Source organism: Pedobacter steynii (assembly GCF_001721645.1).
GTDB lineage: Bacteria > Bacteroidota > Bacteroidia > Sphingobacteriales > Sphingobacteriaceae > Pedobacter > Pedobacter steynii_A.
The window spans coordinates 5187533-5212561 of the sequence record NZ_CP017141.1 but is presented as its reverse complement, the minus strand read 5'-3'; the positions used below and the strand labels follow the sequence as shown (position 1 = coordinate 5212561).

Genomic DNA, 25029 nt, shown 5'->3' with positions numbered 1-25029 from the left:
TTTTAAGAAAAAGGAAATGAGAGCCGAATTTCGAACTCTTTTTCCGCTGTAGTATCAAATGTAATGGTACCCCGAATACTTTTTATACGGTTTTCCGTATTTGTCAAACCATTTTTCTTAACAGCATTATTCATCCCCACTCCATTGTCCAAATAGCAAATATTTATAGTATCATTACTCCGACTGAATCTTGTAACCACGGATTCCGCTTTACTATGTTTTCTCATATTGGTCATCAACTCTTGCATAATATAAAAGACCTCCGTTTTCGCTTCGGAACTTACCCCTTCCCATAGCTCCTCTTCATTTCCGATTATAAAAATCTCTATTATTTCGGATGAATAAGACTTCATCATTTTTGAAAGCTGCAGAGCATAATTTTTTTCCGTATTTAACTCTCTTTCATAGGAGATATCTCTTGAAATATTATAAAGGACTTCCAACTTATCCATCAAATTTTCCTTATTGATGTGTGAAGTATTTTCGACTTCGGACATTACCTGATATACTTTATTAGCAACCCGATCATGAATTTTTTTCACATACTTAATCTCTGTATTTTTGACTTCCAACTCCTTTTCCTGCTGTAACTCTTTTTTTCTTTTTCTATACAGCCAGTATCCGATTAACATGACTGATGCCAAAATACCCAGGGCAAAGTTTTGTCTTAATATATTATTTTGCTTCTTAACATTTTCAGCCTGGGCTTTTAAAAAATCTGTTTTATGTTTCTCTGTTTCATAACGAATAAGCGCAAACTGGTTTTTAGCGAGATTGCGAGCAGTCTGTAAACTGTCATTTAGATTTTGATAGGCTTGAAAGTATTCTTTAGCAACTTTAGGTGGATTAAGTTTAATCAGTTTCCGAAGTGCAGCTAATCTATCATCAGCACTTTTTATTTTTATTGCCACATCATACATCTTATTGGCGTAAATCAATGCAGAGTCGACTTGCTTTTTAGCATAAAAATCGGAAAGATGTGAATAGCTGGAATTTTGACCCCAAAGATCATTTTCTTCTTCACGAATCTGTAATGCTTTTAGGTAATTTGGAACGGCATTATAGGTGGAGTCTTGCAACCATTTTGTTAGAGAAATGTTAGTTAATGCCCTGGCATATTCCTTTCTATTTTTACTAGCCCCCTTTAAGATCTGATTGTATATTTTCAGAGCCTCTCCGTATTCGCGAATCACCTGATAAGTTTTGCCTTTATTATTTAGATAAAGACGGGTGTCTAAGGAATCCCTGGAAAATTTAATTGCGGAATCATAGAATTTTAATGCGTCTTTATAATTTCCCAGATTATGCGTTGCTATTCCAAGGTTATTAAAGTTAGAATGAATATAAAAGTATTGATCTTCTTTCTTTTTGTCAAAATGAGAAAGTGCATTTAGCGAAATTTCCTGTCCTCCAAAATAATCACCTTTCCGTGTTGAAATAATTCCCATGTTAACTAAGCACCTTCCCGCACCCAGGCTGTCCTTTTGCAGCAGAAATAATTCTTTAGCCTTATTGAAGTAAAAAAAAGCACTATCATACATTTCTTTATCCCGGAATTCAAATGCCAGGTCATAGAACAAATTATCTTCTGTTTTTTTTTCCTTGACCCGATCTGTGCAAGAATGAAAAAACATCAAAAGAAACGAGAGTAGATAGAGAGGTTTCAAGCGATTAATTTTATCCAAAATAAAGAAAAAAACGAGAATTTACACCAAACTCCTGCTATTATTTATTGATTGATAAAAAGTATTAATCACTTGATTAGTAATAATGCAAAAAAGTAGGGTGGTTTCCACCCTACTGATCTACTGTTATTTTTTTGGAGGAGGATTTTGTCCTGTATCACCTCCTGTATTCGGATCGCCCTCGGTATTCATTGTGGTAACACCATTTTGTGTCTCACTGGTAGTATTTGAAGGGGAAGTCAATCCCAATATCATGGCAATTAATAACTGAAAAAACATAATTCAAAAATTTAAGAATGAAATACTCTGTAGTTCCCCGCGATCCATACGCGGGGGCTGCTACGATTGTAAATCAGAAGGCCTTCTGAAATTTTTGGGAAGTATGAGCTTCGAACGCGGGAGCTAATAACTGCTTCCCAAACCGGTTAGTAACTCCCGCGTCTTTGTCTCTTTTTGAAATCTGTTTTGTACATTTAAACTCTGATAGCGAATCAAAGTCTGAACTGATTTCTAATGCAAACATATGGGGCATAAAACCACTGTTTATCAAAGGATTCCGAAGATTCCAATGATTCCGTTAGAATTCCGAAAATTCTTTAGAGATTCCGAAAATTCCGTCTAACGATTAGCGCTTAAATGATTTGAAAAGGTTTGAAGATTATAAACGGGAAGTGATTCTTGCTTATGAAAAGAAAAAAAAAGAGGGAACATTACCTCGTAAATTGGCGAGTTATACTACCGCAAATCTGAAAGCGGAATGTCTGAATGTATTTCACAATCGATATTCAGAAAAGGATAGTGAAACCTTTAAGTCGTTATTCGGCGAAAGAGATAGCGGAGAGGAATATGTAAAGAGAATTAAAGCAGAAGGCCCTGATAAATTCAAACCTTTAGATAACTTTCTAAAAGGAAAAGTTGGCACTCCAAAAGAGATCACGATTGAACTCCTAGCCTGGTTCATAGATTTTGAGCCTAGACCTTATAAATCTGGCGATATTTATGTCCTTGTGAAATCAGAATGGGAATCGGCCAATACCCAGACTATACAGACACCATTACCAGTACCTGTATCAGAACCAGCCCCTGTATCAATACAACCGGAAAATCCTCAGGGCGAAACACAACCAAAGGAAAGTGAATTACTTTCAGTATTACCAATTGATGCCCAAATAAGTAACATTGGGTACCTGGGCATTCCCGTTAAATTCTACAAAGGCATTATCGCTTTTTTTGCCGCAGTAATTATTATGGTTGGCTCCTATTTTATCTACGACAAACCTCAATGCATGTATTGGGATGGCGAGCAGTATCAATCCATAGATTGTGATCAGAAAGTTGATGGTGCTACCATCGTTGCGCTGGACACATTTAGATTGGCGCACTTAAAAAGGATAAAAAACATAGCCCTGATTACCCGCAATGATATTGGCAAGATTCATTATTCAAAAATAAATGGCAAAGTAGAGTTTTATACTACTGGAGGCGAAAACCCCGCCGACAGCCGTAAAAGATTACTGCCAATGTCTGAGCATATGTATGTTGAATATGTTGAACCTGCTAAATCAAAGATACCGTAATCTAAAAATGCCACAACCGTAGCTATTTTCAAATAGCCTTGCCTTTTACGGTTAACCGTACGAAAGAGGAATATTTAATTGAGTTTTTTGTATCTCATTTAATTAAATCAATTTTTATGGCAAAGACAGCTGCATTTCATTCGATTAAACAAAATGTTTATCATGACAACACTCAGTGTACAGAAGGTAACAACATTGAAAAAGAGAATCTAAGATCAGGAACAGGTGGTAAACCTAAGTGCGCACATTGCACTAGGCTGAACTAAATTCTGGCTATCAATTGATTAACGAAAAATTAATGACTGCCCCTTGGAAACGAGGGGCTTTATCATTCCAGAAGATGAACAATGAAAGTGCCAACGCCTAAAAAAGAAACAAGCCTCTAATTGAGGCTTACTATTTAGTTTTCTTCATCTCTTCTACTTTTTTGCCTGGTCGGCAAATTTTCACAACAGCTCTATTTTTCTAAAATGTATGGCCATTTGTTTCTGAATGGTTTTATCATAATCAGAATCATCTTCGTTTGATTTCCCAATTAGTATAAGTAATTCCAGAAGCAAGAGAAATAAGAGCCATATGACATATACAATTGCTGCAATGAAAGACTCGTTTAGAATACTAAACATAATTTGAAGTTCATCTAAGAACCCAACTTTACTATCTACCTCTTTTTCCAACAGCGTTTTTAGCCCCAGCTGCATAGTTTCTTTTATCATTTTCTGATCAGCCAGTACTTTTAATTGGTCGTCGATTGGTTGGAGCTGATTAATCTTGGGGTTAGGCACTACTTTTATATTTCTTGAAATTGTTGTTTTGAGTGCAGTACTTGTAGTTGTTGTTTTTGAGCTGTCGGTTGTTATTTTGGTCACTGGAACCTGGCTCGAAGAAGTTTCTACAATCTGTTGATTAGGATTTCTACTGATGTCGTCCAAGAGTTCCTTTCGTTCCAGTTCCTTGGTGGCTATCGACGCATTTAATTGTGTTATCTGCTCCGTTATTTGCTTCGTTCTAGCAGGTAACAAGGCTTCAACCTGCTCCTGATTGCTTTTTATTTTAGCTTTATCAATATCATCCTTAAAGATAATCTGATCAACGATAAGCGAGCCAATTACGGCCATTAGAATCGCCAATCCAATACGAGTAACCTTTAACCATCTGTTAGTTTTATCTGCCAATAATATCTGACGCTCAATCTGAATAATTATCAGCACTGCTATAATTGCACCGAATATACTTCCGGTTGGACCAAGTTTCATATATCTATCACAAAAGCAATAACCAACAAAAGCCCATACAGTTGATACAATGAGTAGCGCTGCTGTATATTTTTTCACTTTCCGGGTCGAGACTTCACTGCAATTACTAAGGATATAAAAATTATACCCAGTTAAAAAGCAACTGAACTTAATCCACCAATTTTGAAATTTTCTCATCTAAAATCTTCTTAATATACTGTGGTGTGTAATTGCAGACAGTCCATTCATAAAGCCACGGATATAGCTAAGAGTCATTCCCTGGCTATCCCCCGTGCTGTTCTTATGCTCGGTTTCTATCTCTAAAACTTTTTGGACATGGCTTTCAGCGATACTCTTTTTCATTTTGAGCTCATCAACTACATCCACCATTCCACTTCTTCCTCTGCTTTCAATATGAAAATCTATTTCCTTGTTGAAATCCTCATAAAACGTTTTCACTCTTCTTATCGTTCGTTCCAACTCATTTTTTAGCGCATCAACATTCTGTTCCATGTGTTTTACATCAGGATTCATTAAAGCGTCGTCGTATCCTTTTGTTTCATGATTTCTATCCAGAAAATCAAATAACAATTCGATATTATTTTCCGCCCTCTTCACTAAAGTTTCCTCATTTTTTACAGAGAAATCCTTTTCGTTCTCAATAAATACATTTTCAGGAATATCAATTGATCTCAATCCTTCGACCGATTCAGCGATTTTCAGTGGATTCGAAGGCATTTCTTCAGAACCTCTTTTTCTTAAAAAATCAAACATATTAAATATAGATTATTGGTACTTTGAATTTAGAATGACCACGTTGATGGCATGAATTACACAGCGTTATTAACGTTTTGTCAGAATAGTCCCATGGAGACTTGAATTTTTTCAAGGCTGTCACGTAAAGGTATTGTCTGTGATGTACTTGTAAGCCCTCAGCAAATCCACAGATCACGCATTTATTATTATCCCTGATTAAGATCGAACTTCGTTTATCTTTCCACCTTCTATCAAACAATAATGCTCCGTAGGAACCATGCTTATCAGGTATAGGTTCTTCGTCCTTTCTTTTAGGTCGATCTTTTGCGTTGATGTATCTACGGTAAGGTTTCATGAAATTTTCGGTATTAAGCAATTCAAAAATAGACAGACTGCGAATGATTTATTTACGGGAAACCATAAAAACCGATTAAATGATAATAGACCTTGTACCAGTTACACTGTCATGTGAAGTAACGTTCCAGGAAACGCCTGACGCGGGCACAGCCCTTTCTCTTCCCCAGGTTCTTATAGCATCAATTTTTTCGGGAGCGGTTTTACTCAATGGAACTACATTTCTAAAACATTTTTCGAACAACTCGTCGTCAACAACGGCATCCCCATGTATTATCGCCTGAATTGCGACATCTCTAACGGCACCTTCAAGGTCAGACCCCGCAAAGCCTTCCGAAATTTCAACAAGCCTGGCTAATATAATTTCAGAGGGTTGAGTTAATAAGTTACGTCTGATATAAAGGTTGATAATATCCTTTCGTTCTTCTTCAGCAGGCAGATCAATAAAAAATAATTCATCAAAACGTCCTCTACGTAAAAGTTCTGGAGGAAGCTTACTTACATCATTTGCTGTTGAGACGACAAACACTTTCGCCTCACTTTCCTGGAGCCAAAAAAGAAACTGTCCCACCATTCTGTTAGATGTTCCTCCATCGTTTGAAGAAATTGCTCCTGCAAGGCCTTTCTCTATTTCGTCAATCCACAAAATACAGGGAGCTGCATGATCAGCCGACGCCAATGCCTCTTTCAGTCTATTTTCAGATTGACCTAGATATTGACCATGGATAGCCGCCAGATCAAGACGATATAAAGGTAAATTCCAGTTGGCTGCAACAAATTTCGCAGATAACGATTTACCACAACCCGGAACGCCAACCAACAGAACACCCCTTGGAGGCCTCATCTTCCTTGCCTTAAGGTCAGCAGTTAAAAGTTGTTTTTGATGATCAAGCCAATTTTGAAGTCCCATTAAACCGGCAACAGAGAGCGTAGAAGGATCGATCTTTACTTTCTCCAGTCCAGAAATATCGCTAAATAACCTGTCCTTGGCATTACTTAGTTCTCGGATATCATCCTTGGTTAGCGATCCTTTGGCCATCTGGGTCGCCAAAACATTTTCAGCCTCAATTTTAGTCATATTTGCCAGGACAGTGGCAGCCATTTTATAATCAGTTTCGTCCCACTCTAATGGAATCGATCCTTTATAAGGCATAACACAATCTTTGACAACTTCCAACATTTCTTCCTCATTCGGCGCATCAAGTGCAATGGTCATTCCCATTCTTTGCAGTTGAGGCCAAATGCTTTTTGTGGTAATTAAGCATATACTCCCTCCCCGTTCTATTGCCTGAACAACGCAATCGTAAATATGCCTTGAAACCAGATTATCATCTTCAATATCACTGACTTCATTAAAAACAAAAGTTAGGTTATGTCTCTGTGAAATATGCTGAACAGCATAATCCAGGCCACCTGCAACAGATCTATCATCGTTTACACTTTTCCTGGTTTTAATGTCTATTGTTCCATGCGACAGACTGTGCACATAAATTGGGATATTGATTTCTTCAGCCAATTGCTGGACAATCTCCAAGACTCGGGCTCTTTCGATGCTTCTTATTGATATAAAAGGTATTCGCGCCCGGAACATCCGTAAAAGCGAAGTTTTGAATTCTATTTTGTTTGCCATTTTAGAATAGTATTTTTCTGCCTGTAGCAGGTATGGTTTCGTTTATCTCAGCATCAGTTACTCTTGTGTTGTCAGGAATATTATTTATTCCGAAAGAACTCAATAGAATCAGCATCTTTTCTCTTTCATTCGACGACCTTGAAACATTGTCCTTTAAAGATTTCTTAATTTCCGAGACAAATTCTTCAAGATCCTTCTTTAGCGTTTTTTTTAAATCCTCAGGCAGACCATTCAAGGCAATAAACGCTGATAACGGATGCAGATTCTGTTTTCCGTTTCTTAAAAGAATTTCGAAATCATCTATTGTCCTAAAACTTTGCGATCGAAATGAATGCTGGAATTTATCAAGCCAACGCTGCTTTCTTTTGTTATAGACCTCTTCAACTTTTAAGTAGAATCGGGAAGCAGTTCCGGCATCTATAACGAACGTCCCTCCCCTCAACTTTTCTAAACAGATATCATTCCCCGCTCCGAATTGTGTAAGCAAAATAGTCCACTCTGCATAAGTTGTTACTGATGACATTACTGTGGTTTAATTCTAGGATTAACGAATTGACTGGACGGGATAATGTCCCATTCTGGAAATTTAGCTTCACCAACTTTAGCCTCTGTACTACCTGTAAATAAATTAGGTCTCATTACCGTCTCTTTATTCTCCTGGCTATTGTTCTTTTCGGGTTGGGTTGAACTTTCGTCTAATATGATATTCATCATTTTTGTATGATTAAAGGTTAAATAATGTTTCGCGCGGTCTCTCTTGATACACTAGAAAAATCTTCGGGTATAATTGAGGTGAGAAGTTGTAAAGCCAGCTCTGCCTTGACATCTTCCGTGGTATGTTCAATTCTATAATCTACAGCTTCTGCAATGCAGCCTCTCAAGACTTCGTTTGCTTTACGCTTCCGCTCTTCCAGGTCTTCGATAATTTTCCTCTTCGCCTTAGCATGTTTGTTGATCCCATTCCAGATCAGGACGCCTCCAATTCCAAGTCCGATTAATCCTGCAACAACACTTAATGTAAATGCCCAGATACTACCCATGCAAATTAAGGCACCAATAATTACGCCTTCATACGGAAATGAAAGTTTGCCAAGGTCGATTTTCAGAACGTTTTGATAGTATGTATTTTGCTTTTCAATTAGCTCCGTTTCGTCACTTCCATTGATGGTACTGGCCTTAAAACTATCGATATTAAGTTCAATATTCTGTGGTATGCTATTTCTACTTTGTGCTGTATAGGTATTATATGCTTCTGTAATCCATGGTTGACTGATAGAAACAGCAAGAGATTGAGTTACCTTCGTTACCCCAGAAAGTTCTGGGTTAAAAGAGGCGTTTGTAAGCAACTGCAGGAAATCTACTTTCTCACTAAAAATATCTTTCTCGGCAGCCATAACAGCTTGTGCAGCACTTTTATCCCCATCCATTTGAATGATGAGTTGATTTAACCTCACCTGTTCCTGCAGTGGCAATTCTTCATCATCAAAATTGGTTACCAAGAGCGACAAAATTTCATCTAACTGGACTTTTGTGCTTTTTGAAAAATCGGCAGAGGCAGCAACAATACTCTTGAAATGATCGCTTATTACCTCATGCGCTTTTGCTTCCCGCAAAGAGATTTCGAGTAACTCCCAATTCGTTGAAAATTTTCCGAGTAAAGGATATTTACCGTCTGACAGAGGACCAAGTGTCTTAAAGAAACGAATCCATTGAATTTTTTGCTCGTTGATAAATAGATCACCTTGTGTTAGTTGATCCAACCAGCTTTTTACATTCGTCATCATAAATTGCCTCGCTGCCGGAGGGAACACACCAGTAGTTACCGCTTCTAGTATAACAATGAATTCTCTATCAAGATGATGTGGATTTTGGTGCATAAAATAACGTTCCAGCCATTTCAGGCTCGCGTCATTTCTTTGGAGTCTCCTCATTAACAACAGAAAGAAAAGTGTTGTCTTGTAGTCGTCTCTTTTCAGAGCCTCAGTAAGCGCTTTCTCATTAGTGCGACGATCGTCTCTAATCCAGGCAGCTAATGCAACTAATGCCGGTGCTAACCAATAACCAGGTGCTTTGATCATGACCTCTTCAGTAGTGAATCTTAAGGTGTCATCACCAACTATACCTACATCAACGCTCTGTAAAATGCCGGTTGCCATTCTCCGCAATTCGGCATAGTATCCAAACTTTATCTGTAAGTCTTGCTTCAGATTTCCCTGTCGGGTTTCAGCAAGCTGTAGTGACTTATGTTTTATATCGGCATTCACAAAATCGGCAAAAGAATCAGCTAACTTTGTTAGTTCATTCTCTAACAGATCCTGTTTGAAATTTAACGTTCCCAATTCAGAATGTACCCCCGACATATCTGCTGAGATTGACCGTAACGCACTATTAATGACGGAAAGGTCTGCGTAAGAGATTACTTGTTGTGACATATTATTAGAGCATATTTTAGGTTACAATTTTGTAGCTGTTCCGTCTTCACGGATTAAGATGATTTTATCTTTGTAAATTTCAACCATCGAATAAGCATTATGCTTTGCCAATGTTCTGGCTTTTTCAAAATCAGCCTCCATCGGTTCATTTATCTTATAATGTTTGATGATTTGGCTACCGCTTAAATCAAGAGTATGCACTTCATAAGGATGTCCTAAAAAGCATTTGGATACTATGCCCAAAGGCAGGCTCGCTGATTCCGCCGTACCGAATTCCTCCTGAATTGCACTCATAAGCTTCTCCATACCCTGAGTATTGGTTAAGGATTTGGCATCTAGTCCTGCGATAACATCGAAATATTTTCCTGAACGTTTTTTCAGTAAATCTTTGTCACTTACAAACCCCATGGATAACGTTTGTTTCTTAGCTGTGTCTAGAGCAGACTCGCTATGTTGAAGAATAATTCTTGCCATAAAAACTGGATTTCTTTTATCAAAAATATGGTTAGCTAATTTCTGAACCTTACGGTAAACCGTAAGCCACTACATCACCTCCATCTAAATGGTTACGGTTTACCGTAAGAATAGCCAGAAATGGTTAAATACCTTTAGGCTTTTGAACAAAAACAATCTAAGATGACTGCGATCAAACCAACAATCTATCTAATCAAGGACCATATTAAAGATCCAAAACAGATTTTCAAGAAGGATAGAAGACTTTTCTCAAAAGAACAGGATGGGGTATCTGTTTATTATACAGTAAGCAGAAATAACACTCCTGATTGGGCGAACTATTTAAATGAGGCATTTAAAATGAGTACCACTCCTTTCAAAAATTCCTCTTCACAAGCTGTTCTCATTGTTAAAGTTGATGATCGACTTTTAGCCATACCACTCGGATCCGGCATTCATTTGATGGATTTGACTAAGACTGATTACAACTTTGGGCTGAAGACTGCACTAAATTGCATTCCGAAGTCAGAAATCAGACAGGTGGATACAACTACGCCGGAAATCAACTCTCAAAAAACAAAAAAGCAAGCTTCAACTGGTTCTACACCTGAAGAATTCGGAATTAACAAGCAAAAGGATATACTAAGAGGAATTACGGGTAAATTGCCAAAAGATCATCCATTGGGCGAGTCTATGGATGGTAAAGATAGCTTACGACTGGTTAAAGGCATTGTGGGCCTTTTGAAGCTAAAAAGCTTATGCACAGAGACTTTAAAACACTACTTATCTGATAATTACAAACAAGACTATCCATGGATCGATAATATAGCTATGATCCGTGACAAATCCCTTGTTAATGAACTTGTCAAACAGCTCGCTAGAAACTTAAAGATGGCCAAGTTCGAAAACATGCTTTTTACGCCACCTGAATACTACGAATTAATTTTTGATTGCAATGGTTTTGTATTCTCTACCGGGGATCGTAGCAGATTAAATAAAAAAGATTCTTTTGAAATGCCTGATATGTTGGACTGGAAGAACTCAATCGGAGATGCCAGAAAAGAAATCACACCAGAAAATATCGATAGCTACAAAGTGAACCTGGTCAAAGATAATGGTACAAACCGGAACTGGCCAATTCAACGCTGCCTTTCATGGGAAACAGAGTATAAGGGAAATAAGTATATTCTTTCGGAGGGCAGCTGGTATGCCGTTGCGCCTGACTTCTTCAGCCTGGTTAATCAGTTCTATTCTGAAAGGATACTGGATCCACACGATATGCCAACACCAACTAAAACGAAGATCAAGGAGAGTGATTACAATTCAGCACTCAGCATGAGCAGAAAAAGCAGATTTCTTTTCGATTTAGGACATACTACGGCTAAATCTAAATCAGTTGGAAAAGATGGCAATGAAGTATGTGACGTTTACGACATCGACACCCATACTTTCTTTCATGTTAAAATGGGAAAGAGCTCTTCCAGCATCAGTCATCTATTTAGACAGGGTGCATTCAGCGGCCAAATCCTTACACAAGATGAAGCAATACGCAAAGAATTTCTCAAACATCTGGTCGATTATGGTTGTAAAGCAGATGTACTTCCTGAACCTTACAATCCCCATCAATATGAAATTGTATTTGCTTTAGTTATTGGAAAGACGCAAAAAAAAGATATACCCTTTTTCAGCAAGGTATCATTTAGAGATACTGTTAATAACGGGCTTGGTCTTATGGGCTATACTTGTAAAATCGCTTATGTAGTTGGGCCTTAAGGTCACTTAACTAAATTAAGAGTTGGTTTACCATGGAATGATACCGACTCTCAATTATGCTATTCCTCTATCGTACCTATGACACTTCCTGTTGCATAAATAGTTTTTATCACGACAGAGTTGCTGTAAGCTGCAAAACATAATTCAAAAAATTTAGAATAAGTACTGGTTATAGAAAACAGAGCCTGATTTCTCTATTTTTTTCTTATCCTACTTCTAAAATACCTTTCCGTATCCTTATCCATAAAATGAACATAACACGCTCTCATTCCTCTTCCCAAAAGCACTCTATAAGTGTTCTTTACGAGCTGAAGGAAATCTACGCTGCTCTTAACCTGACTGTCGTAACTACATTCAGAGAATCCCTCCCATTCCGCAGTATCAGGATTATATCTCAGATCTTTTCCGAAGATTATTCCCGCATAATCAAATTCAAAGCCCTGCGCAGTATAAACACAACCAACCTGATTAATTCCTCCGTCTTCATAAGCCCAAAATTGCGATTTGGGGATTCCCTTTCGCATTCCAGTTAATCCTTCTTGCGCATTCCATGGCCGCTTATAATCGCCAATCTCTACATCTTTAATCAAATCACCATTGTCATCCAGCTTTTTAGTCCATGGCCAGCAAAATCCTGCCATTACTCTCGCAGTGTACCCAAGCTCAACCTTTGCCCTTATAGCTTCTTCCAACGCTTCTGCGGAATCCATAATGTGGAATTCATAGTCAGGTTCATTTATCCATTCCGAGGTCGCTGTTTTCCTGATATGCAACGTATGATCAATCCACTCACTGTATCTTTCAGATCCTCCATTTCGGAATTGTCCCTCCAGATCATATTCATAAACTTTACAACCTGCAAGTTCAGCCTGCGCTCTAATGAAACCAGAAGATCCTATCTCACCTTTACGTACGGCTTGAAAGTCGTCGATAAAAAAAACAGAGACTTTCGCTGCATTTAGCAAATCCTGAACTTGTGTTTTACCAGTTGCTTTAAAGGGATATCCAGTTTTTTCCCTGATCCGATGTGCCTCATCCATTAGGAGCACATCAATCTCATTTGATTCCGCTTCACCGTAAGACATAAAATACTTCAACAAGCTTTTTGAACTATCGCCTAGTATTTTACGCAATGTTTCGGTAAAAGCCTTTGAACCAGTTGCATATTGGGTGTTAAAATTTAACGCTGCCAAGTCTGCCAGCAGTTGCAAACCTATTACGGATTTACCTGTGCCAGCACCACCTTTTACAATTATCGCATGTTTTTGCTTGTTTTCTAATCCTTTACGAACGATACTCATTACTGTATCATAAACAATCAATTGTTCATCGAGAAGGATATAATCACCTTTGGTTTTAACTGTGCCAAACAATTTCAATTCGCCTTTTAGTTTCTGCTTTATGACGGTAGAAACTTGTTTGAGTAATTTTTTGGACGGTCGCATTTTGCTTTGTTCAATCTCGGCAAGGATGGACATTCCATCTCCAGAATTTACTTTTTGAGTGATAAATTCAGATAAAGCAAGACGGTCTTCACTTGCATATAGAGGGAAACGGCTGATACTGTTTTGAAAGCGTTGGTCTGTAAGCACATCATTACTACTAATGCTGTAATTATGTAGGTAACTGCATGCCGAAAGTTTTATAGGCTCACTACCCTCGTAAAAAACGGTACTGTTATCCTGCAGATAATACATATAATTTCCCACCTGAACACTTGGGTGTAGCAAGGAGCGATTTCCGCCTCCTACCCAGGTTACCACGTAGTCGCTGTCGTAATCTGTGAGAGAACAGCTCTCCCATTGCTTAAGCTCTACAATTACTGCATTCTTCTTCTCGTCTTGATCTTTACCACAGATAATTACATCAATTCTTTTTCCACTAAGTGGCAATTTGTATTCAACCATTATCCCCTGGTCAGTGAGGTTTGCGCGCTCCAGAATATCTGACAAACGAAACAAAGAATTCCGCCATGACATTACCTCACTTTGCGACGGTTTATAACCGAACTGTTTGAAGAATTCTTCTTTCAATAAATCCGCAATTCGGTTATTGACATTCAGCGCTATAAAATTCGTGGATGTGCCAGAGTATAACCTCATAGTTCAGTATATTTTTTTGATGTCCCTTTGGCTTTGTCGACCGGATATTTTTCAGCATTCTTAGCAACCTTAGTTTTCACGATCTCATTGATGTCGAGATCATATTTTTCAGCGAGCAGAATTGCGTACGCGAAAACATCCGCAAGTTCATCCTTAACCTTTTCTACATCAGCTTCCTCTGGCTTTTTCCATAAAAAGAGTTCATTTAATTCAGCAACTTCTATGGACAATGCTAATGCAAGATCTTTTGGATTATGAAACTGCTCCCAGTTCCTTTCATTTCTGAATTTGAGTAAAATATCTTGTAAATCTTTCCAGCTATTCATTCCTAAATAATATGTTGTGAAAATTAAGGAAAGTTTATGAGGAATGAGAGAATTATGAGAAATTGATGAAAATGCTTCCCAATGAAAGTGCTTGCTTAAGCCAAGACATAAGACTGTTTATTTATGTTATAATTGGAGAAACTCTAAATCGCTTTGATCGCAAAATTAAAAAAGTTTTTTTCTAATAAACCATCAATATTTTAATACTGCATTGAAAAAATGTTCATCTTATAAGTAAGATAGTCTAATATAAATTAACCTCAGTTGCATTTTGGCAGAAAATGTATGAATATTTCTCAAAAACAAGCAATTCTCAATTCAATGGAATCTATTTTATCATTTAATTTTGATCAATTGGTCTTAGATAGCAATCCATCTGGAAACGTTGACGAAATAAAATTTGGAAAGTATTCTGTACATGATTTTAAAGTCACCTATTTAAAAATATTCAAACAACTTAAATTGGAACTGGAAAGTGGTCTAGGATTGATGTCACCAAATCAAGACGTTTTTAACGATCAATTTGGTCAAGTAGTTTTAGACTCCGAATCATCAAATTTTTACACCTATCGACAGAATTTCACATAAAAGAACGATGCTGTTGAAGCCTTAATGCGTTTTGTTTATTATCAAATCAGAAACGGGTTTTGGAATAAATCAACAGTAAAACAACATAATATTTATGTTGAAAGACTGAATGCAGCAAAACATGAATTAGTTCTGGTTTAGAAAATTCTTACAGATAACCTACAAGCTTTTGAGACTCAGAAAAGTAATTAGATTTAGCATATCGGATTTTATAGAATCTGCCAAATTTTATGCAATACTAACCCCGGCCTTTATTCAATTGGCTCATTTGTAACTCGTGCAGCTGCCATGATCTTTCTGAGCCTTCCTTCTGGTCTTGCCATTCCTTTCTGGCTTTAAGTAACTCACTCATAATCCTTTTAACCCGAAGTGACCATTCACCATTAATGGTGGTTTTAACAAAGGCGCGGCGTGGTATTCGTGCGAGTGTTCCCCTTCTGCCCACTCGTATCGGAAATAGGCAGTAAAGTGGGCTCCTAAAATCTAAAGGATTAGTTATTGACTCATTACCTAAAAAATCAAAAAGGACAGGGACTGAACTGTTGAGCCATGCAGAAGGAAAGCATTTTTCTGGATCGTAAACATTGAAAATTCCCGACTGGCTGCTTGCTATAATCTGATTCTGCCCCTTAAGGAAACGGGGATAATCATGGATAAGACGTGTACCATCAATTACCCAAACCATATCATTATAAAATTTCTCCCTCGCAATACGCTCTTCTGGTTTTATGGGAGAATGCTGAAATTCTATAACTAACCCCTGATCAGTTCTGACATCGGCTATATGCTTTTCATCTGTATGTATGTCAAGCATAAAAAATTCCTGCCACAAATGGGGAAAGTTATTTTTCCAGGAACGGTGCCATTCTTTTTCTGCCTCCCACCAGCTATCACACATCTCAGATCTTTGATGTGCCCAATGGTGAACTCTTACTGTCCCACATTTTGCGATGACAGGTTGTCCGCAACCACGGCAAGAACCTTTCAGCCCTTGTTTAGCAGCTACCATTTGATCATTAATTAATGCAAAGTGCATACTTCATTTATAAAAAAACATCAATTACAATTAACTAAATACAAATCTCGCTAAAAGATTAGCAATTTAAATCAATATAATGAACACCAGTAGTCTAAAACCTCTAAGTTACATGCAATGGCCTCGCAAAAGCGAGGCCATAAAAAGTAAATTTAATCTTATAGAGTAACGTAATTCAAACACGCTAATTCAGGTGTCGACCTGACTTCATCCAATAATAAGTAGTGCTGGTTACCTGCCTTTTTAATAGGCCGTTCAATCTTAAATGTATAATGCCTGTCATCAACGTCAAGAATTGTAACTGGGATTGCTTTTCTCCCCTCCCATGATATCCAAGCCAAATCCCCTGGATTAAATTTTTCTATTGTTCTTTTACTTATATGAACCGGCCTTATGTTTTTTAGGTACACAATTTTAGGAAGATTGTTCAATATCCTAACTTTGTTTTTGTCATTCACAACTTTAGGACGGGGATGTAGTTGTTTTTTTAGGTAACCTTTATAACTTACCCAAGCAGCATTCAGTGCCTTTGTGGCACCTAATGGGACATTTAATGTGAGAAGGTAATCCTGATATGTTTCCAAAGAGTTACCTGAAGGCCAATTACAATCAGAAATCATATCTTTCGCCAGGTCACCTAAAGGAGAATCTCTGTTTTTTTGCTTCTTTAGCCAATCACTAAATCCAAGTTGAGCTGTTTCGATTATCGGTTTTACCTCAATAACATTAGATCCACTAAGTGTCCGACAACAATGTGTCCAATTAGAATAACCCAGCTTCTTAGCGATTACCTCGAGAGCTTGTGTATGTGTGATGTCAAGCTCTCTTTTTACCTTTTTTGCTTTATTTCTTATGTTATCAAGCGAATATTGTTGATTATCCATTTCAAATTCTTTTAATTCCCGCAAGAAAAATGTCGCCCACCAACCAGTTCCCAACGTGAGAAAAAAGTTTTCTAATAATCAATAATAAAATACAGTGTTTTTACAACTTCGCAACGGTGAGCGGCTTGGGTCTGCATACCATTGCAAAAATAGGCTTTATTTTTCACCAGACAAAAAATCAATTTCAGAACTTCGAAGCCGATTTTGGCCCCATTATCAATTGAAGTCAATTTTATTAATTGAATTATAACTGAAGTTGGGTAACTACAACTCTTTTTTGGAAGAAAGAATTAAATACAATCGAGTTGGATAGAACTATACCTTAATTTCCTTAGAGGATTTTCTTAAATTGAACTAAGGACATTATAAAATTTATCTTAAAAAATAAAGCCTCCTTTCATCAAGGAGGCAGTTACAAATTTCCCATAAAATACTAACTATTTAAACTATTAGCGATGCACTAGCTAGTATGACAATCTTTGGCACAATAATAACATCCATTAATTTTCTTATAAAGATGCTTACGTTTAGCCTCACTTACTGCACCAGAGCAAGAATAAAACTCACCCAATTCATCATAATTTGTTTTTGGAAAAAACGCACATCCATTCTTGTGAACTTCATAATCCCCATTGCGTTGCTGATTTAAGTTTAACACATATCTATCCGCCATTACTTCTCCTTTCTTACACCTTTGAATGGTGTACCATCTTGTTTAACATCTATAAATTTACCTGTTTTACTGTCTCGCTTTACCCATTGTTCTGTTGAAGGGTTATACGTTTGACTTCTTTCGCGAACAGCGCCATTGCGATGTCCATCTCCTTTAGGCGGATTAGTTGCCATAATTTTTTTAACTTTTAATGATTAAATAATAAATTAATTAATCAAATTTAAGGTAGCTTAACGCAGCCAATCTGCGTAGCAATCTTTTTTTAATAACCTCTCAAAGAATAAAAAATTAATGTCTCAAAACAAACAACCTATTGCAAGAATAAGGGTAATAAATGAATGCCTCTCGCGAGGTGGCTATTGGTCAAAAACCAGGCTAATTAGTGAAATATCTAAAATAGACTTGAATGTTTCTAGTAGAACACTAGATAACGACATTAGTCTAATGAAGGATTGCGCACAATTAAAATATAATGCACCTATAAAATATTGTAGGGCAAATAAAGGTTATTTCTATACTGACTCCAATTATTCTATTGACAAGCTGCCACTTAATCAAACCGATATAAAGGCACTTGAAGTTGCTGCAACTACTCTCAAGCAGTACCAATATATCCCTATAATGAAAGAATTTACTACTACAATCGATAAAATCATTAGAGTCGTAAATAGAGCCAAGCAAAGTAATCATGAAAGTATGCTTGATTTTATAGAATTTGAGAAAACACCAATCGCTCAGGGTTTAGAATTTATTGATAAAATAATTAACGCCATCCAAAATAAAAAAGCTTTAAATATTACCTATCAAAAATTCGGACATGAAGTATCAAACAGCCAAACTATACATCCCTATTTTTTAAAGGAATACCGGAACAGATGGTATGTTATTGCTTTCAATGAGACAAAAAATAAAATTCGAACCTATGGCTTGGATAGAATTAAGATTCTTATAGAAACAGGTTCGCCTTATATAGACAATACAACAATCGATACGAAGGAATATCTCAGCAATTGCATTGGTATCAACATAATGGATAAGAAAATCAACATTGTTCGATTACATTTCACGCCAAAAGAGGGTAACTATATTAAGACACAACCTTTGCACAAGTCTCAAGAGATTATAGAAGATTCATTAGATTGTGGTTTAATTTTGGAATACAAGCTGATTATCAATTACGAACTTATTGGGATTATTTTAAGCTATGGATCTGATGTCAAAGTCATTCAACCAAAATTTCTAGCAGATAAAATTGCTGAAATATCTAAACGAACACTGGAGCAGTATTTATCACCGTAAATTTGAATAGATGTTATTTATAAATTTATAGCCGGCGTAGTTCTACTGTTTATTTGTAAAATCCACAATGAATTGCAGCAATGTACTATGTCAATTTAGAACATAGCTTTGATACGAATTAATTAGACATCAAGTTCCTTCTTAGATTTGCGAAATCTCGAATGAAATTAATCTACAATCATTGAACAACTTTTAATATATATACGGTATATTGTATTTAATTATTTTTTTAACCTCTCAATTTTAGTCTTTTATGCCTTTAAAACCAATCGTTTTGGTCGGTGAACAGAAAAGAGTACTTTTTCTTCAGGTAACGGAACCAATACAGATAAAAGGAGTTGCCGGAAGTGGAAAAACAACTGTTGCACTCTACAGAGCCAAACATTTATTGGATACTCAATCAAATCTTTTCCAAGACTCCAAGGTTGCGATATTCACCTACAACAAAACATTAGTCAAATATATAAACTCTATTACACCTTTCATCTCTGGAGGATACAGGCTAGACAGTGAAATCATTGTACCAAGAAAACCTATTGGAATGAATGTGTTTGTTACAAGTTTCCATAAATGGGCTTTTGCGTTTATTAAAGAGAATGGAAATAATCTATATGGCAGAACCATAATGGGCAACAACCAGATTAGTTGGATCGAAAGATCCAGACTCAAATTTTCAGCGAGCGATGCTAGCATACTAAAAAAATCGGCCGACTTCTTTTCTGAGGAAATATCCTGGATAAAAGGCAAAGCCTTAATAACTAAAGAAGAATACTTTGATGCAAAGAGAGTCGGAAGAGGAACGAATGATAGAGTAACAAGAACAGATAAGGAAACAATATGGAAAATTTATCTAGACTATAATGCCGCAATTAAGGCTAGCAATTTCGTTGATTTTGATGACTATGCACTCTTATGTCTGGAGATAATCGACAATACGGCTGACATGCTCAAACCGTTCACACACATCATAGTAGATGAGGCTCAGGATTTAAGTAAGGCTCAGATTTCGGTCATTTCGAAAATAGTATCAGAAAATACTAAGAGCATATCCATAATCGCAGACGCCGCGCAAAGAATTTATAAGAGTGGTTTCACTTGGGGAGAGGTAGGAATTAACGTAAGAGGTGGAAGAACAGTTGAGTTTAAGACTAATTACAGAAATACAATCCCTATTGCTAAGGCTGCTATGTCTCTCCTATCTAATGAAACCGAAACTGATGAGTTTACTGAGATAAAACCTGCACGGAGAGATGGCCAAAAACCTATTATCGGAAGATTTGATGATGAGGAAGACCAATTTAGCTATCTGCTTTTGGAGCTAAATGCCCTAAAAAACAATGAACAACTCTACTCAACTGTAATCCTCCACCGAAACCACGTTGGTATTTCAAAGATTATTGACTTTTTAGATGAGAATAATTTTGATCATCAAGAACTTCAAAAAACTGACGACATTGATTTTGAAAATGATTCAATAAAGGTATGTACCCTATCATCAGTTAAAGGGCTTGAATTCGAGAATGTCTTCCTTGTCGATCTCAATGATAACGTTATACCTTATCCACCTGGATTTAGTGATATTGATGACGAATATCACATATCCACAGAAAGACGTCTATTGTATACTTCAATGACAAGAGCAAGGGAAAGGCTTTACTTGCTTTCATTTGGTAATCCTTCCAGATATCTCTCGGAGATAGATACTGAACTCGTAGAAAACATAGATAGTGGAGATTTAATATTCTAAATATGAAACAGAAGGAAAATCATTTACAATTTATCGAGGAAATAACTGACAGAGGCATAACACAACTAATTCATTTCACCCCTACGATAAATCTCATGAGTATTTTTGAACAAGGAAAAATACTATCTAGAGCTCTGCTCGAAGAGTTTGACATCAATCAAACGGATATTTTCGACTATGTTCAATTTACTGACAGCTTGCGATTTGATGATAAAAATTTCATCAATTTATCGATCCAGCATCCTAATCATTTCCTTTTCAGCCGTTTTCAGCAAAAAACAAAAGACGATACGCATATTACTTGGTGTGTGTTAAAGATTGACAAGAAATATATCTATCACGCCGACACCTTATTTTCAGTTACCAATGCTGCCAACAGCCATAACAAAAGAAATGTTGGAGTAACTGGGGATATCGGAAAATTCAAACTGATGTTTTCAAGTCAACTTAGCATTGTTACACTTAATAACTCTCGAATAATACAAAGAGGATCCTTAGATCCTAAGTATCCTACTGATGAACAAGCTGAAGTTTTGGTCAAGAATGAGATTCCAGTTGAAGATTTGATTCAAGTATGTTTTAAGGATGAAAATGATCTTGCAGCTGGAAAAGCTGCACTAAATGACTACAATACTAGTAAATTCGTAGTCGACTCGTCAGTCTTTATAAATTCAAGAATTTAATGACACCAGAAGCTAAATATAAGGGAAGTATAAAACTATCGGCGATCGGTGATGCATTAGGATGGATTACGGAATTTGAAAAGAGCTCCCAAGGCTTATTGGAAAAGTTCGGAACTGATCGTATCGAAAACTTTTATGATTGGAAAAAAAACGTTGGCGGAAGATTTTATGGTTTTATAGACGAAATTAAAGCTGGTTCATATTCAGATGACACTCAATTGCTTCTGGCAGTTGCAAGAAGTATCAAAAAAGACGGAAGACTAGATCACAAATATTTTGCTAAAATAGAGCTTGCAAATTGGTTAGATTATGCTAGAGGGGGAGGGAGAACTGTTAAAACAGCTGCAGATAAGATTTCAAGAAAATCAGTAAATTGGCATAGCAATTTTTATACCTTCAAAGTCAATGGCGAGACATATGATTATACAAATAGCGGTGCAAATGGTGCCGCGATGCGCGTACTTCCCATTGCATTGGCCAACGTTGGTAATTTTGATAGGATAAAAGAGGAAATATTCGCCAATAGCATTATCACTCACGGCCATCCAAGGGCGATTCTCGGAGCAATGCTATACGGCTATGCTGTGAACCAAATTATCATATTTAGGCCTGAAGACTTTAGATGGGAGAATTACATAAAGCAGATCGGTTTGGACTTCCCACTAAAATTCGATTTATCTTTTCTAAAGAACAATCTTGAAATTACTGAATGGTTTAAGAAATGGAATACACGTAATCCATTAGATTTTGAGCAGGTTTATACAGAAACAGTAAGTGAAACACAAAACCATTTACGCCTCATATACCAAAGTTTAAAGCAAAATACCCCCGTAAAGGAGACAATGAGCAAAATTGGCTGTTTCGATCCATCAACTAAAGGGTCTGGAATCTCTACCGTAGTTGCTGGCATCTATCTGGCAGCAAAATACTCAAACAATCCCTTAGAAGCAATTATCGAATCTGTAAATGCTTTAGGCAGTGATACAGATAGTATAGCGGCATTTGCAGGAGGGCTCGTAGGCGCGCTACATGGACAAAAGATAATTCCTGAGAAATGGAAAAATGTCCAAGATATTGAGTATCTCGATAAAATTGCGGATAGACTTTTACAAGTATCAGAAGATAGATTAAAAGAAAGTCCTATTGCAATGAACAATAAATTGAAATCCTTAAATAATCCCAAAGCGGATAACTATGTATTAAATGAGCGGATCGAGTTTATTCCAATTGGTGAGGGTAAAATTACTTCCATAGACAGACAGGCAACTCTTACTAAGGGAAAGTACAACTTAATCTTAGAAGCTGTTCTAGATGAGGGCCAGAGCATCATAGTATCTAAACTATTTGATGATCTTAATTATACATCAAAACCAGAAATTTTCTCAAAATCGGATAAGTTGTTAAAGATAGCTTTAGAAAAACTATTGCCTAATACATTTGAAAGATTCAAATTATTTATATCGAATCATGGATCTTTGTCAAAAGAACAGCTAGAACTATTTGAAGCAATACTGCTAAATGAAAATTAGCTTCTGCAGAGGATAAGCATAGAATACGTTAAGCTTCTTTGATATTCATTCTTAGACTTAATGCTCCAACTTATCAGAACAAGAAAAACAATCAACACCTATTACCAAAATAAACATATAATCGCTTTGGAATTACCAACAAGAATCCTTTAGACATGAGACTCTTCACAAGTCACGAGCCTCGTGATGGCTTCGCCAATAACAGAAAAAAACTATAAATAATATTTTATAGGATTAAAATGGAAATGGTAACCAATCTAATGAAAATGAATTCTGAAATCTCCAACTCAAACGCTTAATTCTCCGTAACTATATTCATATCTTTGGCATATGCTGGGGGAAGATCGGGGCGCACTCAACATTGATGATTTTGAAGTACTATTTCGCAAGAATCACAAATTCTTGTGCTTGATTGCTATGGACTACGTCCACGATCAATTCATTGCTGAAGATCTCGTCCAGGAATTCTTCATCAACTACTGGCAAAGACGCGACCTTATAAACCTTACCACCAGCTTTGAAGCCTATGCCCGCAGAGCAATAAAATACAAAAGCATCGACTATCTCCGTAAAACGGCCATCGCAGAAAAGCGAAACACTGAACTAACCATACTCGAAGAACAACAAGTAATCTTAGACCAAGAAGAAGATCTGGATCTTCAACACCAACGCTACATAAAAATCATCGAGATGATCCAGTCTCTCCCACCCGATCGCAGAAAGATTTTTATGCTCCATGCAATGGACAAACTCAGCTACGCCCAGATCGCCGAGAAACAAAGTATTTCCATCAACACCGTAAAAACTCAACTAAAAAGAGCATATAACGCATTACGAACCAAAACTCTTGCTTTACTTATGAGTATTCTGTAAATAAAAATCATACTTATAATCAATCACTTACAACATAATCACATCTTTTTTTAAGATCTGCTGTCACCCATACCCTACTTTCCTACGACACAGTATTGATTATGGATAATAAACTCACACCATTTGGCCCGGATTGGGATAAAGTTTTCGAGAAACTGGAGGCAAATAAAGCCGCCGGTCTGGAACTTAATACTGAAGAAGAAGAACTGTTAAAAGAACTTCAACAAATCAGAACTGATGCTACACAAGCTTTTAAAGCCTACAATACTTTCGACACTAACCATAAGTGGGCTCAATTAAAACAACAAATACAACCAGAACATACTGATACAAACGACAAAAAGAAAAGCCAACAGATAAAACTATGGTTAAGAATCTCAGCGGCTGCAGCTGCAATATTTATCATTGTTGGTATCGGACTCGTGCTTCAAAAAGGCAATCAACACAACAAAAACATCTTCCATAACGACATCTCTGCTGGCATAAACTCAGCAACTCTTACCCTGGACAACGGTCAAAAAATCATCCTGTCAAACGCCAAAAGCGGTCAACTCGCCTCAGAATCAGGAATCTTGATTACCAAATCAGCCGACGGAGAGATAACCTACAGCATAAAAAATCAAACAGAAAACGCTGCAAACAAAACCAATACCCTTTCTACCGTAAACGGGCAGACCTACAGGCTCCAACTCCCCGATCAAAGTAAAGTATGGTTAAACGCCGCTTCTTCCATAAAATTTCCTGCATCTTTTGCCGGACTAAAAAAACGTAAAGTAGAACTAACCGGAGAAGCGTACTTTGAAATCTCCAAAGACAAAGACCACCCTTTCATTGTAAAAACAAACCAACAGGAAGTACAAGTACTCGGAACTCATTTCAACATCAACAGCTACCCTGATAAACAAAACACCAGCACAACCCTACTCGAAGGAAGCATCAGCATCACCAATGAACATAAACAACAACAATTACTAAAACCAGGTGAAACCACACTCGTAAATAATAAAGAAGACATCCTCGTTTCCCCGGCCGACATCAAATCAATCATGGCCTGGAAAAACGGAGACTTCCGTTTCAACGAAGAACGCATCGACGAAATCATGCTGAAAATCAGCAGATGGTATGACATTGAAGTCACCTATCACGGCCCTATTTCAAAAGAAAAATTCAGTGGAAAAATCTCCCGCGATAAAAACATTAGCGAAGTCTTAAACATGCTCAGCTATTCCAATGCAGTTAAATTTATAGTCGAAGGAAGGAGGGTGACCGTAATGCAGTAAAAACTTACCTAAACTACTAAAGCCAGACCAACAAAAAAACACCAGTCCGACTGCAATCGAACTGGTATAAAATAAGGTCGGCTGTCAACAGAATTGTCAACTAACCGCTAAAGG

The 25029-nt window shown here is 37.0% G+C and carries 23 protein-coding genes; 9 read left to right on the top strand and 14 right to left on the bottom strand.

Features of this window, described 5'->3' with window-relative positions; translation table 11 throughout:
- Nucleotides 1–2: 2 nt before the first annotated feature.
- Both BFS30_RS21485 and BFS30_RS27835 read right to left on the bottom strand, forming a co-directional pair.
- The gene (locus tag BFS30_RS21485) at nt 3–1667 is read right to left on the bottom strand and encodes a tetratricopeptide repeat-containing sensor histidine kinase (RefSeq protein ID WP_237028634.1); all 1665 of its coding nucleotides are present in this window, start codon (nt 1665–1667) and stop codon (nt 3–5) included.
- Between the two features lie 144 nt (nt 1668–1811).
- A complete protein-coding gene (locus BFS30_RS27835) occupies nt 1812–1964 on the bottom strand; it encodes a hypothetical protein (RefSeq protein ID WP_157262999.1) in 153 nt (50 codons plus the stop codon).
- 362 nt (nt 1965–2326) lie between these two features.
- Between BFS30_RS27835 and BFS30_RS21475 the strand changes: the two genes are divergently transcribed.
- The gene (locus BFS30_RS21475) at nt 2327–3262 is read left to right on the top strand and encodes a hypothetical protein (RefSeq protein ID WP_157262998.1); all 936 of its coding nucleotides are present in this window, start codon (nt 2327–2329) and stop codon (nt 3260–3262) included.
- Nucleotides 3263–3708: 446 nt separating this feature from the next.
- On the opposite strand, the gene BFS30_RS21470 is transcribed toward BFS30_RS21475, so the two are convergent.
- From BFS30_RS21470 to BFS30_RS21435, 7 genes are all read right to left on the bottom strand, one after another.
- Nucleotides 3709–4695 (bottom strand): DUF4407 domain-containing protein, encoded by a 987-nt coding sequence (locus tag BFS30_RS21470; protein ID WP_069381164.1) that lies wholly within the window; start codon nt 4693–4695, stop codon nt 3709–3711.
- On the bottom strand, nt 4696–5271 hold the full coding sequence (locus BFS30_RS21465) for a hypothetical protein (protein ID WP_069381163.1): 576 nt from the start codon (nt 5269–5271) through the stop codon (nt 4696–4698). It abuts the gene before it with no gap.
- A 412-nt stretch (nt 5272–5683) separates the two neighbouring features.
- Nucleotides 5684–7237: an ATP-binding protein gene (locus BFS30_RS21455; protein ID WP_069381162.1), complete on the bottom strand. Its 1554-nt coding sequence runs from the start codon at nt 7235–7237 to the stop codon at nt 5684–5686.
- A 1-nt stretch (nt 7238) separates the two neighbouring features.
- Nucleotides 7239–7760, bottom strand: a complete 522-nt coding sequence (locus tag BFS30_RS21450; protein ID WP_069381161.1) for a hypothetical protein — start codon at nt 7758–7760, stop codon at nt 7239–7241.
- A complete protein-coding gene (locus BFS30_RS21445) occupies nt 7760–7951 on the bottom strand; it encodes a hypothetical protein (protein ID WP_069381160.1) in 192 nt (63 codons plus the stop codon). Before BFS30_RS21445 ends, BFS30_RS21450 begins: the two co-directional genes overlap by 1 nt.
- Nucleotides 7952–7968: 17 nt before the next feature.
- Nucleotides 7969–9669 carry a hypothetical protein gene (locus BFS30_RS21440; protein WP_069381159.1) on the bottom strand — a complete coding sequence of 567 codons (1701 nt, stop codon included), beginning with the start codon at nt 9667–9669 and terminating at the stop codon, nt 7969–7971.
- Between the two features lie 21 nt (nt 9670–9690).
- Nucleotides 9691–10143: a hypothetical protein gene (locus tag BFS30_RS21435; protein ID WP_157262997.1), complete on the bottom strand. Its 453-nt coding sequence runs from the start codon at nt 10141–10143 to the stop codon at nt 9691–9693.
- A gap of 162 nt (nt 10144–10305) precedes the next feature.
- Here BFS30_RS21435 and BFS30_RS21430 point away from each other — a divergent pair, with 162 nt between their 5' ends.
- Nucleotides 10306–11895 carry a DUF6119 family protein gene (locus BFS30_RS21430; RefSeq protein ID WP_069381157.1) on the top strand — a complete coding sequence of 530 codons (1590 nt, stop codon included), beginning with the start codon at nt 10306–10308 and terminating at the stop codon, nt 11893–11895.
- Between the two features lie 194 nt (nt 11896–12089).
- Here BFS30_RS21430 and BFS30_RS21425 read toward each other — a convergent pair whose 3' ends face one another.
- Nucleotides 12090–13997 carry a DUF2075 domain-containing protein gene (locus BFS30_RS21425; RefSeq protein ID WP_069381156.1) on the bottom strand — a complete coding sequence of 636 codons (1908 nt, stop codon included), beginning with the start codon at nt 13995–13997 and terminating at the stop codon, nt 12090–12092.
- Nucleotides 13994–14323, bottom strand: coding sequence for a nucleotide pyrophosphohydrolase (locus BFS30_RS21420; protein WP_069381155.1), 330 nt, complete (start codon nt 14321–14323; stop codon nt 13994–13996). Before BFS30_RS21420 ends, BFS30_RS21425 begins: the two co-directional genes overlap by 4 nt.
- A 285-nt stretch (nt 14324–14608) precedes the next feature.
- On the opposite strand from BFS30_RS21420, the gene BFS30_RS21415 reads away from it, so the two are divergent.
- Complete coding sequence (locus tag BFS30_RS21415; RefSeq protein ID WP_069381154.1) at nt 14609–14911, top strand: hypothetical protein; 303 nt, start codon at nt 14609–14611, stop codon at nt 14909–14911.
- Nucleotides 14912–15149: 238 nt separating this feature from the next.
- Here the strand turns inward: BFS30_RS21415 and BFS30_RS21410 are convergent, their stop codons facing one another.
- The 3 genes from BFS30_RS21410 to BFS30_RS27975 form a co-directional block, all read right to left on the bottom strand.
- Nucleotides 15150–15947: a competence protein CoiA gene (locus tag BFS30_RS21410; RefSeq protein WP_069381153.1), complete on the bottom strand. Its 798-nt coding sequence runs from the start codon at nt 15945–15947 to the stop codon at nt 15150–15152.
- Nucleotides 15948–16105: 158 nt separating this feature from the next.
- Entirely contained in the window at nt 16106–16831 is a 726-nt protein-coding gene (locus BFS30_RS21405; RefSeq protein ID WP_157262996.1) for a YozE family protein, read from the bottom strand.
- A gap of 672 nt (nt 16832–17503) precedes the next feature.
- On the bottom strand, nt 17504–17677 hold the full coding sequence (locus tag BFS30_RS27975) for a hypothetical protein (protein WP_167353179.1): 174 nt from the start codon (nt 17675–17677) through the stop codon (nt 17504–17506).
- Nucleotides 17678–17795: 118 nt separating this feature from the next.
- Here BFS30_RS27975 and BFS30_RS21400 point away from each other — a divergent pair, with 118 nt between their 5' ends.
- The 6 genes from BFS30_RS21400 to BFS30_RS21375 all read left to right on the top strand — a co-directional run bounded on the left by BFS30_RS21400 (nt 17796) and on the right by BFS30_RS21375 (nt 24915).
- Nucleotides 17796–18803 carry a helix-turn-helix transcriptional regulator gene (locus BFS30_RS21400; protein ID WP_069381151.1) on the top strand — a complete coding sequence of 336 codons (1008 nt, stop codon included), beginning with the start codon at nt 17796–17798 and terminating at the stop codon, nt 18801–18803.
- A 253-nt stretch (nt 18804–19056) separates the two neighbouring features.
- On the top strand, nt 19057–20550 hold the full coding sequence (locus tag BFS30_RS21395; RefSeq protein ID WP_069381150.1) for an ATP-dependent helicase: 1494 nt from the start codon (nt 19057–19059) through the stop codon (nt 20548–20550).
- A 2-nt stretch (nt 20551–20552) separates the two neighbouring features.
- Nucleotides 20553–21233 carry a DarT ssDNA thymidine ADP-ribosyltransferase family protein gene (locus BFS30_RS21390; protein ID WP_069381149.1) on the top strand — a complete coding sequence of 227 codons (681 nt, stop codon included), beginning with the start codon at nt 20553–20555 and terminating at the stop codon, nt 21231–21233.
- Nucleotides 21233–22762, top strand: coding sequence for an ADP-ribosylglycohydrolase family protein (locus BFS30_RS21385; RefSeq protein WP_069381148.1), 1530 nt, complete (start codon nt 21233–21235; stop codon nt 22760–22762). The genes BFS30_RS21390 and BFS30_RS21385 overlap by 1 nt, the downstream gene beginning before the upstream one ends.
- Nucleotides 22763–23092: 330 nt before the next feature.
- A complete protein-coding gene (locus tag BFS30_RS21380) occupies nt 23093–23635 on the top strand; it encodes a sigma-70 family RNA polymerase sigma factor (protein ID WP_069381147.1) in 543 nt (180 codons plus the stop codon).
- A 101-nt stretch (nt 23636–23736) separates the two neighbouring features.
- The gene (locus BFS30_RS21375) at nt 23737–24915 is read left to right on the top strand and encodes a FecR family protein (RefSeq protein ID WP_069381146.1); all 1179 of its coding nucleotides are present in this window, start codon (nt 23737–23739) and stop codon (nt 24913–24915) included.
- Nucleotides 24916–25029 lie beyond the last annotated feature (114 nt).

Excerpts from the sequence above, each read along its gene's own strand:
- BFS30_RS27835 (WP_157262999.1), bottom strand. The coding sequence starts at position 1,964 with ATGTTTTTTCAGTTATTAATTGCCATGATATTGGGATTGACTTCCCCT.
- BFS30_RS21470 (WP_069381164.1), bottom strand. The coding sequence starts at position 4,695 with ATGAGAAAATTTCAAAATTGGTGGATTAAGTTCAGTTGCTTTTTAACT.
- BFS30_RS21465 (WP_069381163.1), bottom strand. The coding sequence starts at position 5,271 with ATGTTTGATTTTTTAAGAAAAAGAGGTTCTGAAGAAATGCCTTCGAAT.
- BFS30_RS21455 (WP_069381162.1), bottom strand. The coding sequence starts at position 7,237 with ATGGCAAACAAAATAGAATTCAAAACTTCGCTTTTACGGATGTTCCGG.
- BFS30_RS21450 (WP_069381161.1), bottom strand. The coding sequence starts at position 7,760 with ATGTCATCAGTAACAACTTATGCAGAGTGGACTATTTTGCTTACACAA.
- BFS30_RS21445 (WP_069381160.1), bottom strand. The coding sequence starts at position 7,951 with ATGATGAATATCATATTAGACGAAAGTTCAACCCAACCCGAAAAGAAC.
- BFS30_RS21440 (WP_069381159.1), bottom strand. The coding sequence starts at position 9,669 with ATGTCACAACAAGTAATCTCTTACGCAGACCTTTCCGTCATTAATAGT.
- BFS30_RS21435 (WP_157262997.1), bottom strand. The coding sequence starts at position 10,143 with ATGGCAAGAATTATTCTTCAACATAGCGAGTCTGCTCTAGACACAGCT.
- BFS30_RS21430 (WP_069381157.1), top strand. The coding sequence starts at position 10,306 with ATGACTGCGATCAAACCAACAATCTATCTAATCAAGGACCATATTAAA.
- BFS30_RS21425 (WP_069381156.1), bottom strand. The coding sequence starts at position 13,997 with ATGAGGTTATACTCTGGCACATCCACGAATTTTATAGCGCTGAATGTC.
- BFS30_RS21420 (WP_069381155.1), bottom strand. The coding sequence starts at position 14,323 with ATGAATAGCTGGAAAGATTTACAAGATATTTTACTCAAATTCAGAAAT.
- BFS30_RS21415 (WP_069381154.1), top strand. The coding sequence starts at position 14,609 with ATGAATATTTCTCAAAAACAAGCAATTCTCAATTCAATGGAATCTATT.
- BFS30_RS21410 (WP_069381153.1), bottom strand. The coding sequence starts at position 15,947 with ATGCACTTTGCATTAATTAATGATCAAATGGTAGCTGCTAAACAAGGG.
- BFS30_RS21405 (WP_157262996.1), bottom strand. The coding sequence starts at position 16,831 with ATGGATAATCAACAATATTCGCTTGATAACATAAGAAATAAAGCAAAA.
- BFS30_RS27975 (WP_167353179.1), bottom strand. The coding sequence starts at position 17,677 with ATGGCAACTAATCCGCCTAAAGGAGATGGACATCGCAATGGCGCTGTT.
- BFS30_RS21400 (WP_069381151.1), top strand. The coding sequence starts at position 17,796 with ATGTCTCAAAACAAACAACCTATTGCAAGAATAAGGGTAATAAATGAA.
- BFS30_RS21395 (WP_069381150.1), top strand. The coding sequence starts at position 19,057 with ATGCCTTTAAAACCAATCGTTTTGGTCGGTGAACAGAAAAGAGTACTT.
- BFS30_RS21390 (WP_069381149.1), top strand. The coding sequence starts at position 20,553 with ATGAAACAGAAGGAAAATCATTTACAATTTATCGAGGAAATAACTGAC.
- BFS30_RS21385 (WP_069381148.1), top strand. The coding sequence starts at position 21,233 with ATGACACCAGAAGCTAAATATAAGGGAAGTATAAAACTATCGGCGATC.
- BFS30_RS21380 (WP_069381147.1), top strand. The coding sequence starts at position 23,093 with ATGCTGGGGGAAGATCGGGGCGCACTCAACATTGATGATTTTGAAGTA.
- BFS30_RS21375 (WP_069381146.1), top strand. The coding sequence starts at position 23,737 with ATGGATAATAAACTCACACCATTTGGCCCGGATTGGGATAAAGTTTTC.